General features: G+C 54.9%; 14 protein-coding genes and 2 tRNA genes. 11 read left to right on the forward strand and 5 right to left on the reverse strand.

Translation table 11 applies throughout. From position 1 onward, the window contains the following. The first annotated feature begins 100 nt into the window (after nt 1-100). Nucleotides 101-1,075: an acyltransferase family protein gene (locus TG4357_RS01155; RefSeq protein ID WP_058261035.1), complete on the forward strand. Its 975-nt coding sequence runs from the start codon at nt 101-103 to the stop codon at nt 1,073-1,075. A gap of 96 nt (nt 1,076-1,171) precedes the next feature. Here the strand turns inward: TG4357_RS01155 and gpt are convergent, their stop codons facing one another. Next, nucleotides 1,172-1,678 carry a xanthine phosphoribosyltransferase gene (gene gpt, locus TG4357_RS01160; protein ID WP_058261036.1) on the reverse strand — a complete coding sequence of 169 codons (507 nt, stop codon included), beginning with the start codon at nt 1,676-1,678 and terminating at the stop codon, nt 1,172-1,174. A 3-nt stretch (nt 1,679-1,681) separates the two neighbouring features. Beyond that, entirely contained in the window at nt 1,682-2,503 is an 822-nt protein-coding gene (fabI, locus tag TG4357_RS01165) for an enoyl-ACP reductase FabI (protein WP_058261037.1), read from the reverse strand. Between the two features lie 131 nt (nt 2,504-2,634). Here fabI and pdxH point away from each other — a divergent pair, with 131 nt between their 5' ends. From pdxH to TG4357_RS01195, 6 genes are all read left to right on the forward strand, one after another. After that, nucleotides 2,635-3,240 (forward strand): pyridoxamine 5'-phosphate oxidase, encoded by a 606-nt coding sequence (pdxH, locus tag TG4357_RS01170; protein ID WP_058261038.1) that lies wholly within the window; start codon nt 2,635-2,637, stop codon nt 3,238-3,240. A 106-nt stretch (nt 3,241-3,346) separates the two neighbouring features. Then, nucleotides 3,347-3,892, forward strand: coding sequence for a cold-shock protein (locus tag TG4357_RS01175; RefSeq protein WP_233487408.1), 546 nt, complete (start codon nt 3,347-3,349; stop codon nt 3,890-3,892). A gap of 2 nt (nt 3,893-3,894) precedes the next feature. After that, nucleotides 3,895-4,377 carry a DUF192 domain-containing protein gene (locus TG4357_RS01180; protein ID WP_058261039.1) on the forward strand — a complete coding sequence of 161 codons (483 nt, stop codon included), beginning with the start codon at nt 3,895-3,897 and terminating at the stop codon, nt 4,375-4,377. 43 nt (nt 4,378-4,420) lie between these two features. Continuing rightward, nucleotides 4,421-4,497, forward strand: a tRNA-Pro gene (locus tag TG4357_RS01185). 755 nt (nt 4,498-5,252) lie between these two features. Continuing rightward, the gene (locus tag TG4357_RS01190; protein WP_058261040.1) at nt 5,253-8,927 is read left to right on the forward strand and encodes a vitamin B12-dependent ribonucleotide reductase; all 3,675 of its coding nucleotides are present in this window, start codon (nt 5,253-5,255) and stop codon (nt 8,925-8,927) included. A gap of 243 nt (nt 8,928-9,170) precedes the next feature. Next, nucleotides 9,171-10,613: a methyl-accepting chemotaxis protein gene (locus TG4357_RS01195; RefSeq protein WP_058261041.1), complete on the forward strand. Its 1,443-nt coding sequence runs from the start codon at nt 9,171-9,173 to the stop codon at nt 10,611-10,613. 39 nt (nt 10,614-10,652) lie between these two features. On the opposite strand, the gene TG4357_RS01200 is transcribed toward TG4357_RS01195, so the two are convergent. After that, on the reverse strand, nt 10,653-11,114 hold the full coding sequence (locus TG4357_RS01200) for a disulfide bond formation protein B (RefSeq protein WP_058261042.1): 462 nt from the start codon (nt 11,112-11,114) through the stop codon (nt 10,653-10,655). Beyond that, nucleotides 11,111-11,689, reverse strand: coding sequence for a YqaA family protein (locus TG4357_RS01205; RefSeq protein ID WP_058261043.1), 579 nt, complete (start codon nt 11,687-11,689; stop codon nt 11,111-11,113). Before TG4357_RS01205 ends, TG4357_RS01200 begins: the two co-directional genes overlap by 4 nt. A 181-nt stretch (nt 11,690-11,870) precedes the next feature. Between TG4357_RS01205 and TG4357_RS01210 the strand changes: the two genes are divergently transcribed. The 4 genes from TG4357_RS01210 (at nt 11,871) to TG4357_RS01225 (ending at nt 18,196) form a co-directional block, all read left to right on the forward strand. Next, a tRNA-Leu gene (locus TG4357_RS01210) sits at nt 11,871-11,956 on the forward strand. 820 nt (nt 11,957-12,776) lie between these two features. Continuing rightward, the gene (locus tag TG4357_RS01215; protein WP_139193585.1) at nt 12,777-15,044 is read left to right on the forward strand and encodes a Hint domain-containing protein; all 2,268 of its coding nucleotides are present in this window, start codon (nt 12,777-12,779) and stop codon (nt 15,042-15,044) included. Between the two features lie 186 nt (nt 15,045-15,230). Then, nucleotides 15,231-15,515 (forward strand): hypothetical protein, encoded by a 285-nt coding sequence (locus TG4357_RS01220; RefSeq protein WP_058261044.1) that lies wholly within the window; start codon nt 15,231-15,233, stop codon nt 15,513-15,515. Continuing rightward, nucleotides 15,512-18,196: a Hint domain-containing protein gene (locus TG4357_RS01225; RefSeq protein ID WP_058261045.1), complete on the forward strand. Its 2,685-nt coding sequence runs from the start codon at nt 15,512-15,514 to the stop codon at nt 18,194-18,196. The genes TG4357_RS01220 and TG4357_RS01225 overlap by 4 nt, the downstream gene beginning before the upstream one ends. On the opposite strand, the gene TG4357_RS01230 is transcribed toward TG4357_RS01225, so the two are convergent. Continuing rightward, nucleotides 18,185-18,778, reverse strand: coding sequence for a nucleotidyltransferase family protein (locus TG4357_RS01230; RefSeq protein WP_058261046.1), 594 nt, complete (start codon nt 18,776-18,778; stop codon nt 18,185-18,187). The two genes, TG4357_RS01225 and TG4357_RS01230, sit on opposite strands and share 12 nt — an antisense overlap. Nucleotides 18,779-19,027: the final 249 nt, after the last annotated feature.

The raw sequence follows: 19,027 nt of genomic DNA on the forward strand, positions 1-19,027 counted from the left end.
CCCTTTTTGGGCGAATTATTATTGATCAATGCCCGCCGATGTCGCAACCTGCATTTACCGATGTGTATTCGTTCATTCTGAAATAGCGCTTTAAATCCATATGTTTGCGACAGCGACGACATCCGCGCCTTACAGCAGGCAACGCCATGGCGGGCTTGATGTCGTCCGATTGCTTCTGGCCTGCATTGTCGTGTTGGCCCATGCGTCCTTCTTTCTGACGATCAGTCCTGAAGCCCACTATACCGTCAACAATGGGGTGGCGCGGCTGATCGTTCCGTTTTTCTTCGTGATGAGCGGATATTTTTTTGAACAACAAACCCGGGCGGGTCTTTGGTCCTGGGTGCGCAAGGTGGCCAGCTATTACCTGATTTGGACGGCGATCTACCTGCCGATAATCCTTATCTATGAAGACTTTTCTCTGCTGCGGCTCGGATTCTATGCGGTATTTGGCTACGCGCATTTGTGGTTTCTACCGGCCTTGCTGGGCGGAGGCGTGATGTTCCATCTGCTGCGCAATATCGGCAACCGGCAATTGGTGATACTGGCGGTTTCGCTGGTGGCAGTCGGTGTCGCGCTGCAATACTTCGAAGACATCACCCAGGACATGGAACATCTACGCTACCGACACGCCCATGAGGCGGAGGTCCGCAATTTCCTGTTCATGGGCTTTCCCTTTGTCGCGCTTGGCGTCGTCATCCGCCGCACCAGATTTGCCGAAGGTGAATTGCGGGCACGGGATTGGGTCTTGTTGGGGCTGGGTTCCATCGTTCTGTTTGCAGAAATCGGCTTTAATTATCGTTACCTGCCGACCAAAGGGATTTTCGAATTGGTATTTTCGGCGGTGGTGATGGCACCCTTGCTGTTCCGGTTCGCCAATGCGCTGCCGCTTCGGGTCGGAGGGCGTAAACTGCGGGATCTGTCCTCGGCGATCTATTTTTCACATCTTTTACCGCTGATTCCATTGCGGGCCGGTTTCGATTTGTCCTTCGGTGAACTCGCACTGCTCGCGCTGGTCCTGAGCTTCGCTCTTGCACCGTTGTTGTTGCGCCTCAATCGTTGGCTACCCTTGTTCTGAATTAAAACGCCGCCGATCATGAGACCGGCGGCGTTTTCTTTTCATTTTGCAACAAGGATTGAAACCTGTCACGGCCAACGACTGCCCGGACGGTCTTCAATCTGTGCCGCGATAGGGTTCAACATATTGCAGCGCCATATCCCAAGGGAAGAAAATCCATGTGTCCTGACTGACCTCGGTGATATAGCTGTCAACCTGCGCCCGGCCCTTGGGCTTGGCATAGACGGTTGCGAAATGTGCCTGCGGGTACATTTCGCGCACCAGTTCAAGCGTTTTTCCACTGTCGACCAGATCGTCGATGATCAGGATGCCGGTGCCGTCACCCATCATTTCGGGGTCGGGTCGGTTCAGCACCTGCACTTCGCCCTGATCTTGATGGCTGTACGATTTCACGCTGATCGTATCGACGGTTCGGATATCCAATTCGCGCGCGATGATCATTGCCGGGGCCATGCCGCCACGGGTGATTGCCACGATGGCGCGCCAGCCACCATCGTCCGGGCCTTTACCGTCCAGCCGCCAGGCCAGCGCCCGGCTGTCGCGGTGGATCTGGTCCCAGCTGATATGAAAGCCCTTTTCATGGGGCAGGCGGTGATCGCTCATCTGCTATCCCTTCCGGCCAGTAACGACATCGATATCCGGCGCATCCACCGCCTTCATCCCGACGACATGGTATCCCGCATCGACATGCAGGTTTTCACCAGTGACACCCGACCCCAGATCACTGAGCAGATAGAGCGCCGATTTGCCGACATCGTCGATGGTCACATTGCGGCGCAGCGGCGAATTCAGTTCGTTCCATTTCAGGATATAGCGGAAATCACCGATGCCGCTGGCGGCAAGCGTCTTGATCGGACCGGCGGAAATGGCATTCACGCGGATCCCATCTTTGCCCAGATCTTCGGCCAGATACATCACGCTGGCTTCCAGCGCCGCCTTGGCCACCCCCATCACATTGTAATGTGGCATTACCTGTTCGGCACCGTAATAGGTCAGCGTCAGCGCGCTGGCACCTTCGTTCATGATCTTTTCCGCCCGCTGCATCACCGCAGTGAAAGAATAGACCGAGATATCCATCGTCATCAGGAAATTGTCGCGGCTGGTTTCGACATAGCGACCGCGCAGTTCGTTTTTATCGGAAAACCCGATGGCATGAACCAGAAAGTCGATCTTGCCCCATTTTGCTTCGATTTCGGCGAAAGCCGCATCAATCGAAGCCGGGTCGGACACGTCGCAATCGATCAGCGTGTCGACACCCAGCTGATCGGCCAAAGGCGCCACCCGCTTGCGAAAAGCGTCGCCCATATAGGTAAAGGCCATTTCAGCGCCGGCATCGGCACAGGCTTTGGCGATCCCCCAGGCGATCGACTTGTCATTAGCAAGCCCCATGATCAACCCGCGTTTCCCCGCCATCAATTGGTTTGACATTACGTATTCTCCGCCCAAATGTTTGCGTGGATTTCCTTTAGGGGATCGTCCGTCATGCATCAAGTGTCGCTTGTCCTTGAAGAAGACCTTAGACAAGTTCACGAGCACCTTAGCAGGAAGAAAGGCAGAACATGAGCGACAGAACAGGTATTTTTGCGGGCGACGATCCATTCATCATCGCACGACGCTGGCTTGAAGAAGCGGAACAGAGCGAAATCAACGATCCCAACGCGATTGCATTATCCACCGTCGATAAAGACGGATTGCCGAACGCCCGCATGGTTCTGCTGAAGGAAATCGAAGACGACGCCTTTGTGTTCTATACCAATTACGAAAGCCAAAAGGGGCAAGAGCTTAATCAGGCGGGAAAAGCCGCGTTCGTGATGCATTGGAAATCTTTGCGGCGTCAAATCCGCGTTCGTGGTATAGTAACTACGGAGGAGGGGCCAAAGGCCGATGCGTATTACAAATCACGTTCGCTCAAAAGCAGGTTGGGCGCATGGGCATCTAAACAGTCTCGTCCGTTGAGTTCTCGTAGCGCTTTGATGGCGGAAGTGGCTAAAGTGACGGCTTTGCATGGGCCAAATCCTGCCCGACCATCCTTTTGGGGAGGTTTCAGAATCGATCCGGTTGAGATTGAGTTCTGGGCAGACGGTGCGTTTCGGCTTCATGACAGGTTTGTCTGGCGGCGCAAAAGTGGTGAAGAAAACTGGGCGATAACGCGCTTGAACCCCTGATTTTCACGTGACGCGAAATGCAAGCGGTTGAAAAAAATTCAACTTTTACCTTGCAAGCGCCAAGTGCTTATCACATGAAACAGGTGGGGATGACGATCATGTGGGTATCAAAGTTGTGAATACTGATGTTAACGGCAACCGCAGAATATGTGGTCAGGTTAAGTGGTTCGATCCGGTAAAAGGATTCGGATTTGTCGTGGCGGATGAAGGTGGGCCAGATATCTTGCTGCACGCCAATGTTTTGCGTAATTTCGGTCAAAGTTCGGTGGCAGATGGTGCGATAATTGAAATCGTGGTTCAGGAAACGGACCGCGGAATACAAGCGACCGAAGTCTTCAATATCGAACCGCCTTCGGGATCCAGTGCGGCTGCGCTGGCTGATTTCGAGGATATAGATCCCGAACTCATCCGCACGGCACCATTGGAACCAGCCCGGGTGAAATGGTTCGACAAGGGCAAGGGCTTTGGCTTTGCCAATATTTTCGGGCGCAGTGAAGACGTGTTCGTTCATGTCGAGGTACTGCGCCGCTCCGGCTTGGCCGACCTGCAACCCGGCGAAGCTGTCGGGCTACGGGTGATCGATGGCAAACGCGGCCGTATGGCGACCGAAGTGTCGGCATGGGAAGCCGCGCTGAAGCTGGAACAATCATAAACATGAAGCAGTTGGTGCTTATTGCGCTGGCGTTGTTTTGGCCAATGACCGCTGCGGCACAAAGCTGTCGCGCGGATTCGGTGTATCTCAAAGGTGGCTGGGGTCAGGCCCGGTTTTCCGTCGAATTGGCCGATAACGGCGACGAACGGGCGCGCGGATTGATGTTTCGCGAATCCCTACCGCAGTCAGGTGGGATGCTGTTTGTCTATCCCAGTCCGAGGATCGTATCGTTCTGGATGCAAAATACGCTGATCCCGCTCGATATGATATTCATCGACGACACTGGCATGGTACGCAAGGTGCATCACAGCGCGGTTCCCGGAGATATCACCGGAATCAGCAGCGACAGTCAGGTTCTGGCGGTGTTGGAAATCAATGGCGGCTTGTCCCAAGCAATGGGCATTTCGCCTGGGACAGTACTGCACCATCCTGCCTTTGATCCGAAACAGGCCGTTTGGCCCTGCGAAGACAAATTTTCCGATTAGGACTTTTCAATCCCGTCGGGCCGGGTTAGAGACAGCCTCGGTTCGGGGCGTGGCGCAGTCTGGTAGCGCACCTGTTTTGGGTACAGGGGGTCGGAAGTTCGAATCTTCTCGCCCCGACCAATTTCATACTCATTTCTGCTCTACGGGTGATTGTCATCCGCAATTCAGCTTGCCCGCTACTATATATAGTGGGCATGTGGATAGTCTGGCCGGTCAGGATCAACGGAGTAAACCCGATCCCTGTTGGTATGATCGAGCCTGAATCAGCGACGGGCGGAATAACTGAACTGACCTGTTCCATGACGTGCTGAAAAATACATCACATCGCTGATCGTTGCACGTCGGTGTACAAAGTTATCCCCAGAATCATCGGTCATCAAAAAATGATCGAAGTAACAGTCCGATGAAGTTTGGATATATGTTGTGCAAAAAATTTGATCGGCACCAGATTTGGTGATCTCTCACAATCTCAGCGGTTACTGTCGAAATTCTTATTATATCATAAGTGGTTCGAGAGCGCCCTTTGCGCAGCGGCTGAGTAATGCCGCATTGCAGAACCGTTCGGGGAATCGGAATCGTCTGAAATCGACGGTTTGACCTGCACTCCGGTCAACCGGCAAAATTTGAAAAATAGGAAAATAAAGCCGTTGACCTGACGGGGCATGATACGCCAGATTGTGGGAGCCTAACAACGCTCCACAACATATAGTGGGGTCGGGCAGTGGGGACAGTATCTAATCATTGAGCTATCGCTCTGGATTCAGCGTGGAACATCGTGTTTTCGCGGCTGGAGAAGATGTGTCTTGCTGCCCCAATACAGGCAACGAAGGGTGCAATGACATCCCAATGCGGGAAGCTGAATACGGGGCAGCGACATGAAAATCGAAAGAAAATTCACCAAGGCCGGGCAGGATGCCTATGACGATCTCGACTTCATCACGACGTCATCAGAGATTCGCAATCCCAACGGGACGATCGTGTTCAAGTTGGATAATGTCGAAATTCCGTCGAGCTGGAGTCAAGTGGCGTCCGACGTCATTGCGCAGAAATATTTCCGCAAGGCCGGCGTTCCATCGCAATTGAAAAAGGTCAAGGAAGCAGGCGTTCCGAAATTTCTCTGGCGGTCCGTACCGGCTTCCAAGGATGTCGACTTTGACGGTGAAACCAGTTCCAAGCAGGTCTTTGACCGTCTCGCCGGGGCGTGGGCCTATTGGGGTTGGAAAGGTGGCTATTTTTCCTCCGAAGAAGATGCGCGCGCCTATTACGATGAAATGCGCTTCATGCTGGCGACCCAACGGGCAGCCCCGAACAGCCCGCAATGGTTCAACACCGGTCTGCATTGGGCCTATGGCATCGATGGACCGGGGCAGGGGCACCACTATGTCGATTACAAGTCTGGCAAGCTGGTAAAATCGAAATCCGCCTATGAACATCCGCAACCGCATGCCTGTTTCATCCAGTCGGTGTCGGACGATCTGGTGAAAGAAGGCGGCATCATGGACCTGTGGGTCCGCGAAGCGCGCCTGTTCAAATACGGATCGGGCACCGGGACCAATTTTTCGTCACTGCGCGCGGCCAATGAACCGCTTTCGGGGGGCGGCAAATCGTCGGGCCTGATGGGGTTCCTTAAAATCGGCGACCGCGCCGCCGGCGCGATCAAATCAGGCGGGACAACCCGTCGAGCAGCGAAAATGGTGATTTGCGATGTCGACCACCCCGATATCGAGGAATTCATCAACTGGAAGGTAAAAGAAGAACAAAAAGTCGCCAGCATCGTCGCCGGGTCGAAGATGCACGAAGAAAAGCTGAACGCGATCTTCGGCGCAATCCGCGCATGGGATGGGAGCAGCGAAGATGCTGTTGATCCGAAAAAAAATCCCGCACTGAAAGACGCTATTCGCGGTGCGAAGAAAGTGTCGATCCCGGAAACTTATGTCAAACGGGTGTTGGATTATGCGCGTCAAGGCTATGACAGCATCGAATTCCCGACCTATGACACCGATTGGGACAGCGAAGCCTATGCCAGCGTGTCAGGGCAGAATTCGAACAATTCGGTCCGCGTTACCGACGCGTTCCTGAAGGCGGTCGAAAATGACGCCGATTGGGAATTGCTGCGCCGGACCGATGGCGAAGTCGCCAAGACCATCAAAGCGCGCGATCTGTGGGAAGATATCGGTCATGCGGCCTGGGCCTGTGCCGATCCGGGGATTCAGTTCCACGACACGGTGAACGCTTGGCATACTTGCCCCGAAGACGGGGCCATTCGCGGATCGAACCCGTGTTCGGAATATATGTTCCTCGACGATACTGCCTGCAATCTGGCCTCGATGAACCTGCTGACTTTCTTCAAGGATGGCGAATTTCAGGCCGAGGATTACGTTCACGCCACCCGGTTGTGGACCATCACTTTGGAAATCAGCGTGATGATGGCGCAGTTCCCATCCAAGGAAATCGCGCAGCGGTCTTATGACTTCCGCACCTTGGGTTTGGGCTATGCCAATATCGGCGGTCTGCTGATGAATATGGGGCTGGGATATGATAGCGATGAAGGCCGCGCTATGGGGGCCGCGCTGACAGCGATCTTGACCGGCGTCGCCTATGCCACCAGTGCCGAAATGGCATCTGAACTGGGCACTTTCGCGGGCTACAAGCGCAATAAGAAACATATGCTGCGTGTGATCCGCAACCACCGTACGGCGGCCTATGGTGCATCGGAAGGCTATGACGCACTGGACGTAAAACCAGTGCCTCTGGATCTGTCGAACGTACCCGATCAGCGCCTGACGCAACTGGCGATGCGGGCATGGGACGAAGCGCTGGAACTGGGTGAAAAGCATGGCTACCGAAACGCGCAGGTTTCGGTGATCGCGCCAACCGGCACGATCGGTCTGGTGATGGATTGTGACACAACCGGGATCGAGCCGGATTTCGCATTGGTCAAATTCAAGAAACTGGCCGGCGGCGGTTATTTCAAGATCATCAACCGTTCGGTTCCCGCTGCATTGGAAAAGCTGGGCTATTCCAGCGCCAATATCGAAGAAATCATCGGCTATGCGGTCGGTCATGGAACCATGGGCAACGCCCCGGGGATCAACCATACGTCGTTGATCGGTCACGGTTTCACCAGCAACGAGATCGAAAAGATCGAGGCCGCGCTGGCCACGGCCTTTGATATCCGCTTTGTCTTTAACCAGTGGACCTTGGGTGAAGAATTCTGCCGCAATGCCTTGGGCATCCCAGCGGAAAAACTGAACGATCCCAGCTTTGACATTCTGACCCATCTTGGGTTCAGCAAGAAAGATATCGAACTGGCCAATGATCATGTTTGCGGCACAATGACCCTGGAAGGGGCGCCGCATCTGAAAGAAGAACACTATCACATCTTCGATTGCGCCAATGCCTGCGGCAAGAAAGGCAAGCGCTACCTGTCGGTCAACAGCCACATCACCATGATGGCTGCGGCGCAAAGCTTCATTTCGGGTGCGATTTCCAAGACGATCAACATGCCAAATGATGCCGCCATCGAAGACTGCAAGGCGGCTTACGAACTAAGCTGGTCGCTGGGGATCAAGGCCAACGCGCTTTATCGTGACGGATCGAAGTTGAGCCAGCCTTTGGCCGCAGCCCTGATCGAAGACGATGAAGATGCCGCCGAAGTGTTGGAAACCGGCACACCGCAACAAAAGGCGCAGGTTCTGGCCGAGAAGATCGTCGAAAAAGTGATGGTCAAGGAAATCGTGCGCAGCCACCGCGAAAAGATGCCGGAACGGCGCAAGGGCTATACCCAAAAAGCGGTTGTCGGTGGCCACAAGGTGTATCTGCGGACCGGCGAATATGAAGATGGCCAGCTTGGTGAAATTTTCATCGACATGCATAAGGAAGGGGCCGGTTTCCGCGCGATGATGAACAATTTCGCCATCGCCGTGTCGGTTGGTCTGCAATACGGCGTGCCGCTGGAAGAATTCGTCGATGCCTTCACCTTCACCAAATTCGAACCGGCAGGCATGGTTCAGGGCAACGATTCAATCAAGAATGCAACGTCGATCCTTGATTATATCTTCCGCGAACTGGCGGTCAGCTATCTTGACCGGACTGATTTGGCCCATGTCAAACCGCAAGGCGCCAGCTTCGACGATGTCGGCCGCGGCGTTGAAGAGGGCGTGTCGAATGTCGAGGAGCTGTCAGAATCCGCCGCATCGCGCAGCCTGGAAGTCCTCAAACAAATCAGTTCGACCGGTTATCTGCGCAAGCGTCTGCCGCGGGAATTGATTGTGCTGCAGGGCGGACAGACCGCAGGCGCGACCGCACTCAGAGGTGCAGACCCGGAATTGACATTGCAAACGCTGGTGCCGGAAACCATCGGCAGTGGCGAGACCTTGGCCACGACCACCGCCATGGCGTCAGGGTCGGTCAGCATGACCGCACGCACCAAGGCCAAGATGCAAGGTTATGAAGGTGACCCCTGCGGCGATTGTGGCAATTACACATTGGTCCGCAACGGCACCTGCATGAAGTGTAACACCTGCGGCGCGACGTCTGGATGTAGTTAAGCAAGTTTCGGGGCGGGTGCGCTCGCCCCTGAACATGGATTGGGACACAGGCAAAAAAACCGGGCAGTACTCAATTCAACCTGATCCATGAAACTGGGCCCCCGCATGGGGGCCTTTTCTTGTCAAACCATGTCTGTTTGATCCCTTAGAATTTAGCGCATCAACGCAAATTTTCTAAACAGTGGGCCCTTGGAACCGTTCCTGTTCTTAGAAGACAGTTTCGTGACGCAGGGAGGCGCCTCAATGGATGCGAGCCAGATCAACGCACAAGGTGCAACTGCGGTTGCGAACGACGCGAATGAAAACGATGATCGGTTGCAGGCCATCACCGAAATCGCCACGCGGATCGGCAACCTCAGCATTTCGATTGCCGAAGTGTCGGGCGAAGTCACCGACACTTCGACCCGTGTCGACAGACAGGCCGAGGTGTTTCAGGAAATCGCGGCACAAACCGAACAGATGTCATCACAAAGCCGATCCGTTCTGGCTTCGGCCAACACGGCGGTGGAAATTTCCGGCAATGCCGAAGACCGCGTCATCGCCACCAGCGACAAGCTGAGCGCGATGGTAAGCGAAGTCACCGGGCTGATCGACAATGTGTCGCGCATCTTCGGTCAGCTCTCTTCGCTGGAAACTGCGTTGCAACGAGTCGCGCAGGTTTCCGGAGAGGTCGACAATATTTCGCGCAAAACAAACCTTTTGTCGCTCAACGCATCGATTGAAGCGGCCCGTGCCGGTCGGCATGGTCGTGGTTTCATGGTGGTAGCGCAAGAGGTCAAGGACCTCTCGACCCTGACCGGCGAAGCCACCGGTGAAATTCAGGAAACGATTGCCACCTTGTCGAGCGAATTGCGCGAGGTGATGAAGATCGCCGATCAAGCGGTCAAATCGGCCGGAGATATCCGCCAGCAAACCGATGGCATCGGTGACGAAATCGACGCTCTGCCGGCGACGTTGGGCGAAGTCAGCAGCGCTCAGCGGGACATTCTGGCCGCGACCGGCGACATCAGTCAAGCGGTGGGCGATGTCCGAAACGCCATAACGGAATTGTCGGGTGAGGTGACGGAATCTTCGGAAAGCTTGAAAAACGCCATCACCACGATGTCCGATATCACCGAAAATTCCGAAGCCTTGACCGGTATGGCGTCGCGCTTGGGCGTCGATACGATCGATACGCCCTATATTGTTGCGGTGAAGGAGGTGGCGAAAAAGATATCCGACAGTTTCGAACAAGCGGTGAAATCGGGCCGTATCCAGATGTCGGATCTGATGGATCGGAATTACTCGGCGATTCCGGGCAGTAACCCGGAACAGGTCATGGCACGGTTCACCAATTTCACCGACAAGGTTCTGCCAGAATTTCAGGAACCTATGTTGGAATTTTCTGAAAATGTCGTTTTCTGTGCCGCTGTGAACAAGGACGGCTATCTACCGACCCATAACAAGAAATTCTCGATGCCTCAGATGAAGGATCAACTGGATTGGAACAGCGCCTATTGCCGAAACCGCCGGATCTTTAATGACCGGGTCGGTCTGGCTGCCGGTCAAAGCACCCGTCCGTTCCTGCTACAGGCCTACCGCCGCGACATGGGCAATGGGCAGTTCGCGATGATGAAAGACCTTTCGGCACCGATCTTTGTGAACGGGGTCCATTGGGGTGGAGTGCGCCTCGCTTATAAGGTCTGAACGACATCGGCACCGGGTTACGGATTACCCGGTCGTGTTTCAATCGCGCCGACGCGCTGCCATCAGCCACAAAATGACCAGTCCAAAAGAGGCCAGCGCGTTCCAGCTGGCCATCGACAGGCCCAGCATTTGCCAACTGACCTGATCGCATAGCACGACATTTGAACCATCTGTGGAGAGCAGGCTGGTCATATCTAGGCCTCCCGATCCCGTACAGCTGTCCGGTCCCTGCCACCAATGGCGTTCGACCCCGGTGTGATAAACCCCAAGACCGCCCGCGATCACCGCCGCCAACGCGCCGAGCCAAGCCAGACCGGCATACCCCAATGACAGTGCCACCGCCCCGACGAGAATGGCCGCGCCGTGCGGCCATCTTTGCCATAGACACAATTCGCATGGCGCATATCCAAAAAACTGAAACAGGAACGCCCCGCCCAACAGGGCGCAAGATCCGGTTGTGGCCAGAGAAATCAGAGATTTCCGGTCAAGTTGGGTAATCATAGGTATTTCACCAAATAGAAGCCGCCCAGAAGCAAGAGAACGAAAAGGATCGACATCAAACCCAAGCGACGTTCGATGAAATCCCGAATGGGTTCACCATATTTCCACAGCAACAGGGCGACCGCGAAAAAACGGATCCCACGGGCAACAATTGCAGTGACGACAAAAGTTCCCAAGGGCAGGCCGGTCCAGCCGGACATGATGGTGATGACCTTGAACGGGAAGGGGGTCAGCCCGGCAATCAGAACCGACCAGAACCCAAACGAATTGAATTTGACATTGAAGGCCGCCATTTCATCGGCTTTTCCCATTGTTTCCAGAATGGGCTGGCCAATTTCTTCGTAAAACAACGCGCCAATCATATAGCCCAGCAAACCGCCCGCAACCGAGGCGATCAAGGCCACACTCGCGATGATCCAGGCGCGTGATGGTCTGGCCAGAATCATCGGGATCATCAAGACATCCGGCGGAATCGGAAAGATCGACGATTCGACAAAGGAGATCAGTGCAAGAACCCAAAGCGCCCTTGGATGATCGGCCATTCCCATGGTCCATCGGTAAAGTCTGCTGATCATGCCCGTGAATGCCCTTTTGAGCCTGTTACGCCATGTTGCAGCCAATGCGTCAACAGCAATCGCGGTTATGTGATGGAACAACGCAAATCCAGCAAATACAGAAAGTTGTGAAATTTGTCGAATATCCGGGCACTTTGCCTCTGGACGGCGCGAAAAGAGAAGGGTAATCGTATCGCCGCGTGCCCAAGTGGCGGAATGGTAGACGCAGCGGATTCAAAATCCGCCGGCTTAACGGCCGTGCCGGTTCGAATCCGGCCTTGGGTACCAATTTCCATTCCAGATCGTCCCGTTAGGCAGTTTTCTGTCCTCGGTCGGGCGACGACAGGAAATGTGACCCCTATTTGTTCGATATATTAAAATAAGAGCGGCAGAGTGTATTCGCTGCCCCAATTTGGCTCGATTGATTCTTCGAAAAATTACAATTGATTCGCCCTAAACTCGCCATGCTCGGGAAAATGCACGCGATTTGGGGGGTATTGTCGCTAAATCGATAACATTTGAAGCCGTATTGGCCCGGTTTCGCGGCAGAAATTTGACGGAACCAAAGTCCTGTACGCTGTCTTGGCTTTGGAAACAGTAATTCCCCATAAAGTTGAAATACCGTGATTTACTCGCCCATATTCCATATGGCGGAATATTATTCTGCAAATATTCGTGGATATTTTAGTTAATAGACGCCGTTTTGGAACCAATCAAATTCCAATCTGTATGATTTTTTGACGAAGTTAGACGGAATACCGGCAATTCGATGAAAATCATCCCTTTGTCTGAAGGGGACTCTTAAGTATGTATTAGGTGTAGCCCTACTGGGGGGGCAACGTCTGCTGGCTGCGGGGGCGGCCAACTAAGTATAGGTCAAGCATTCGGATGGATGCGAGGTGCCGCAACATAAGAGGGATTTGCTGCCTTCTGATTTGCGGACTGACCGGCGCGCCCTTTTGGCGGCCGGGCAGGAAAGTTATGCCTCCTTCATTCCAACCTTTGTGCGACCTGTTTGATTTGGCTTCGGGCCGGACCGAAACGGTTCTGCCACTGCGACTCGCAGTATGGGGAAGGCCCCATCGCAAAAAGGTGAAAGAGGGTTCAAATGGCTGATTTGGTTCTGGACTGGTCTCTGTTCGGCACATACGGCACCAACTTGGGTGCCTCGACCACCGTGGATACTGGCGGTGTTGCTGTTAATGTAGACTTCAACGCGGAAGACGCAGGCGCCGAAGCGCTGACCGTCAACACGGAAAATTTCGTTGCATCGGGCGAAGACTTCGATCCCTACTCGGCATTGAAACTGCTGGGTCTGGGTGGCGAAGGCGGCACCGACGCGACGTCAAGCGTGACGCTGTCGTTTACTTCCACTGACAATGCTTTTGACAGCAACGTTCAGAATGTCAGCTTTCGGCTGAACGATGTCGATTTCGGCACCGACCCGGATAACGGCGGTAGCACGCATCTGGATGGGGTAACAATCAACGGCTATGACGCCGAAGGCAATCTCGTTCCGGTGACGATCACGCCCGGTTCGGATGTCGGTCTGAGCGGCAACACCGTTAACGGCATGGCATCCACCTATGAAGCCACCGATGAAGAATCCAGCGCTCTGGTGGAAATCGAAGGTCCGGTGATCCGGATCGAAATTTCCTATACCAACGGCGGTGACGATGCGCAGCGCGTCTATGTCAGTGACGTGCATTTTTCGACCCTCGAAGGCTGTGAAGAACATACCGAAGACGGGCTGGACGGCATTGTCGAAGGCACCGCTGGTGACGATCTGATCGACATTGATTACACTGGCGACCCCGAAGGCGACATGGTCGACAACGAAGACAATATCTGGCCCGATCAGTCGGAAAACGACGATATCATCGAATCTTATGACGGTGATGATACCGTTCTGGGCGGCGCCAGCGACGACACCATTGATGGCGGCGACGGCAGCGATTCGATCGAAGGCGGCGATGGGTCTGACGTGATCACCTCGGGTCCTGGCGCTTTGGACGGCGCATTGCCCGATATGGGGTATCCGGGTCTCTATGCTGCGGATGAAGATCCCGACAATGATCGCGATTTTGTCGATGGCGGCGATGGTGCGGATACCATTTCAACCGGTGATGACGCCGATACGATCTTGAGTGGTCGCGGTTCTGACAGCATCGATGGCGGACTTGACGCTGATGAAATCGACGGTGGCAGCGGCAACGATACCATCATCGGTGGCGAAGGGTCCGACACCATCATGGCCAGCTCGGGCGATGACTTGGTCTATGGTGGGCTTGATCCGGTCTATCCTGATGCGGTCAATATCCCCGACGATACCGACCTGCGTCCCGACAATGGTCAGGATTATCTCCATGGCGGCGCCGGTGACGACACTATTTACGGTGCCGACGACGACGATACCCTGTATGGCAGCGCCGGTGACGATTACCTCGACGGTCAGATCGACGACGACGAAATCTATGGCGGTTCGGGCGATGACACTCTGATCGGTGGCGCAGGAGATGACCTGCTGCAAGGTGGTGGCGGCGTTGATGATATCGACGGTGGCGACGGTGCCGACACGATCATGGGTATCACCATGGGTGAAACGGTCCATGGCGGTTCGGGGGGGGACGACGACGACACCCTGATGATCTATGGTATCGGCGATTATAACCTCACTGATGTGGTTACCGACAGCGATGGCAATGGCTTTGACGGCACGATCGAATTCCTTGATGGCACTGGTGCCGTCACCGGGACCGCGGCCTTCACCAATATCGAAAACATCGTTCCCTGTTTCACGCCGGGCACTCTGATCGCGACCCCTCAGGGCGCACGGATGGTCGAAACGCTGAAGGAAGGCGACAAGGTTATCACCCGTGACAACGGCATTCAGGAAATCCGTTGGGTCGGTGCCCGCCGGATGAACGGGATCGAATTGGCCCGTGAACCGAAACTGCAACCGATCCTGGTGCGCAAAGGCGCTTTGGGCAACGGATTGCCGGAACGTGACATGATGGTCAGCCCGAACCACCGGATGCTGGTGACCAACGAAAAGGTCAACCTGTACTTCAACGAAACCGAAGTTCTGGCCTCTGCCAAGCACTTGGTCGGTCTGGAAGGCATCCACAAAGTGAACGTGGTGGGCACCACCTATATTCACTTCATGTTCGATCAGCACGAAGTAGTGCTGTCGGATGGGGCATGGACCGAAAGCTTCCAGCCCGGCGACATGTCGCTGAACGGCATCGGCAAAGAGCAGCGCGAAGAAATCTTCTCCTTGTTCCCTGAACTGCGCGAACAAGAAGGTGTTGGCAACTACCACGCCGCACGCCGGTCGCTGAAGAAGCATGAAGCCACGCTTCTAACCCTCAAGTAATCTGCCAGTTGCAGCACTGATCCCCGCGTCGCGGGGATCAGATGGAAAAGGGGCCGGGGGCTGTCCCTTTTCCACCTTTTTTGGTCGACCTGCCGGTTCTGGTCGCCCCGTTTTAGCCTCCTTTGCCAGATCAATAGACCAAAAGCAGGGGCGCACCCTGTTTAGTCCATTGATATAATTGCAAAAATGAACAATTCCTTCGACCGTGAAGCCGATTTTGCCGCGAGACAGAACAACCCAAGTTCAGCCGCAATTTTGACGAAAACTTTCGGTGAATTAGCAATATCGAATTTCCTTACGAACGACGCTTTAACACAGAGAGTTTCGGTCGTTATCGAGTCTGAGGTAAAAATGACCAGCGTAGATCAAGCATTCGTTTCGGCAGGCATGACACCTGTATTGTCCGTGTTGCATTGCGGACTGAAACTCTTGATCCCTCAGACCAACCTCAACCTGGGGGAAAAGAGTTGAACAGCTCATTCATAATTCACGGTATCGACGTTGTTTCTGATCCCATCGTTTCATCGCTAGCCGGCACCGGGCAAGATGGAGCGGGTCAGGTTACGTTGCAAAGTGGCACCCAGATTTTCGGCGACACCCAGATCATCGAGGTCGTCGTCGAACAAATCGAAAGCAACGGCGAACTGACCGGGGATACGCGCATCGTCGGGGTCAACGTCTTTGACACTCAAGCCGATTACGACGCTGGCACAGTTCTTTACACATATGAGCCAGAACATAGCGCGGATTGCGGTCAGATTGCTGATACTCTGAACGGGCAGGGTGACACCTATGTTCAATTCGATGCCAGCATGCTGGTATCAAACGATGCCGGTGCCCCGGCGCTGACGACGCTGTTCCTAGCACCGGGAACGGATGCGAATGACAATTACGGGTCGTTGATCATCGATCACCACGTCGATGTCGATCTGGACGCCGACGGGACGGTCGCTGCGGGGACTCCTGAAACCGGAAATGGCGTGTTCAACATTGCGTCCGCCAGAACCGCTTACACCCCAGATCTCAGCGGTAAATATGTCGTCGAAGGCGACGGCGGCGACAATTATATCGATTCCATGTATCTGGGCGACCCTGAAGGGGATCGCGTCGACAACAGTGATGCGGCTGACGGATCTGACGATGATGTCATTGCCGCCGGGGATGGCAACGATACGGTCCTGGGCGATGCCGGAAACGATTACATCGATGGCGGTGCCGGGCACGATACTCTGGAAGGTGGCGATGGCAACGATACCATTTTGGGCGGTGCTGGCAGCGACCGGATTTATGGCGGTGTCGGCAATGACAGCGCAATAGGTGGCAGCGGCAACGATAGTTTCGAAGCCTATGATGGCGACGACTATTTCGAAGCCGGAGATGGCGACGACTGGATGAACGGCGATAAAGGGAACGACACCCTTATCGGCGGTGCTGGCAATGACTGGATGCGGTCCAGCTTCGGTAACGATTCCCTCGCGGGCGGAACTGGCGACGACTATGTCTGGTCTGGCTATGGTGACGATACCATCACGCTGGAAAACGATTTCGGCAATGACACCATCCTGATGGAAGATCAGGAAGAGGTCTATGGAGACATCCTGGACATGAGCGCCGTTAGCGACGATCTGACCGTCGATCTGCGCGACGTCAATCAAGGTGCAGGAACCGTTTCCGATGGCATATCGACCGCCAGTTTCGAAGGGGTTGAACACCTGATCCTTGGCAGCGGCACCGACACGCTGGTGCTGGCTGATTTTTCCGGGGCCGACGCGGTCGAAGGGTTCGATGCGCCAACGGATAATGGCGATGGCAGCTATACCGGACATGATCAGTTGGATGTTTCTGGTCTGACCAACTTCGATTCCAATCCGGTCACGACCGATGATGTGACAGTGTCGGATGACGGGTCAGGCAATGCGGTGCTGGGGTTCCCCAACGGTGAAGCTCTGACCTTGGTCGGGGTGTCGCCGTCGGATGTTGCGACTACGGCGCAACTGGCAGCTTTGGGCATTCCAACTGCATCTTTGAACGGGATCGTCGAAGGCGATTCCAGCAGTGAATTGATCGACGATTCCTTTACCGGTGATCCCGAAGGTGACCGGGTTGACGGTGACGATGCAATCGATCCGGCGGCGGGATCAAATGATGACATTATCCGCGCCGGATATGGCAACGATACCGTGCGGGCCGGACTTGGCGACGACAGTATCGATGGTGAATTCGGCGATGACAGCCTTGATGGCGGCAGCGGAAATGACACGCTGACCGGCGGGTTGGGGGCCGATACCATGCTGGGCGGCATCGGCAACGATGTGTTCAATATCTCCAGCGGCGATTCCGCGATGGGCGGCAAGGGGGACGATTCCTTTACCGTCGATGATAGCCTGCGCGATGGGGATCATTTCCATATCGATGGCGGGGTCGAGTATGAAACTAATGGCGATACGCTTTATGTGAATGGCCCGGCAACGATCAATTATGATCCCAGCGATCATGAAACCGGGACGGTGGAATGGATGGACGGCAGCGTCCTGCATTTTGCCGAGATCGAAAATGTCATTCATGTACCGTGCTTTACGAAAAATAGTTTAATCAAGACTTTACGGGGTGAAGTCCCCGCCTGCGAAATCCGCGCCGGGGATTTGGTGCTGACCCGCGATGACGGATTCCAACCCGTCAATTGGGCCGGATCGCGTCAACTGGGGCGTACGGAATTGCTTAGCAATCCGACTTTACGCCCGGTGTTGATCCGCAAAGGCGCACTAGGGGATCATATTCCCGATCGTGATCTGATCGTGTCGCCGCAACACCGGATGCTGATTTCGGACGCCAAGACCGAACTCTGGTTTGGAAATGAAGAAGTTTTTGTTCCAGCGATTCACTTGACTTGCCTTGATGGCGTCGAACAGCTTGGCACCGACGCGGTGACTTACGTGCATTTCATGTTCGAACAACATCAGGTGGTACAGGGCGACGGTGCCTGGAGCGAAAGCTTCCAACCCGGGGATCTGAGCCTTTTGAGCATGGATCACGCACAGCGCAATGAAATCGTGGCACTGTTTCCAGCATTGAACGACTTCAGCGCAGACAAGATTTATCCTGCGGCGCGTCCGACCCTGTCGGCAAAGGAAACCACCGTTCTATTCGGCTAAATGGCTGGCGCGCCAACTGTCCCAAGCTTCGGGCGTATCGAGATCGATAAGGGCATGGGCATCGGGAAGCGGAACCAACTTTAGCCGGTCGCCATGCCCCGCCAGCACAGCGCGCGCACCCTGATCGCCGCGCAGGCTTTGCAATTCTTCGAAACAGTCGCGCGGAAAAACGACCGGATGCCCCGGTTTTCCATCGCTTCCACAGCCGCGGGTAATTGCGCCGGGGGCATGGGCATTCAGCACTTTGCGCAAATCCTCTGCCGTCAGTTCTGGCATATCGGCGGGCAGGATCATCGCCGCATTGACTCCATCGGGCAGGGCGCTGATGCCGGTGCGGATCGACGCGCCCATCCCTTCGGCCGCGTCGGGAACCCAGACCGGCTTAGCGATGTGATCCAGCAGCCGGGCCCGTGGATGGTCGCGCGAAGGTAGGCAGACATAGACCGGGCTTTCGGTGGCAAAGGCCCGCTCCAACACCAGCGTCAGCAACGGCATACCGGCGACGGGTTCCAGAAGTTTATCACGTTGCGGCCCCATGCGTGTGGAGCCCCCGGCGGCGAGAACAAGGATTGCGATTGTCATGCGTATTTATGCCCCGCCGCTGGAATATAGCCAAGCTTCGGTATGGTCTTGGCAAATGTGCCTCAGTTCTATCAATCCAGAAATAGTTAACAAAAGGTAAATTTCAGCTTAATGTAGAAAATAGTTCATATAATTCTGCATGGAGTTTCGATGCGACACTTGGCGACCGCCTTTGCGCTGTTCATTTGCACCGCGTTTGCATCTGGAACATGGGCGGACACCGCCGCGCCTGCGGGAGATTTGATCGAC

Origin of the sequence: Thalassovita gelatinovora, assembly GCF_001458355.1 — a bacterium.
In the GTDB taxonomy this organism is placed as follows: Bacteria; Pseudomonadota; Alphaproteobacteria; order Rhodobacterales; family Rhodobacteraceae; genus Thalassobius; species Thalassobius gelatinovorus.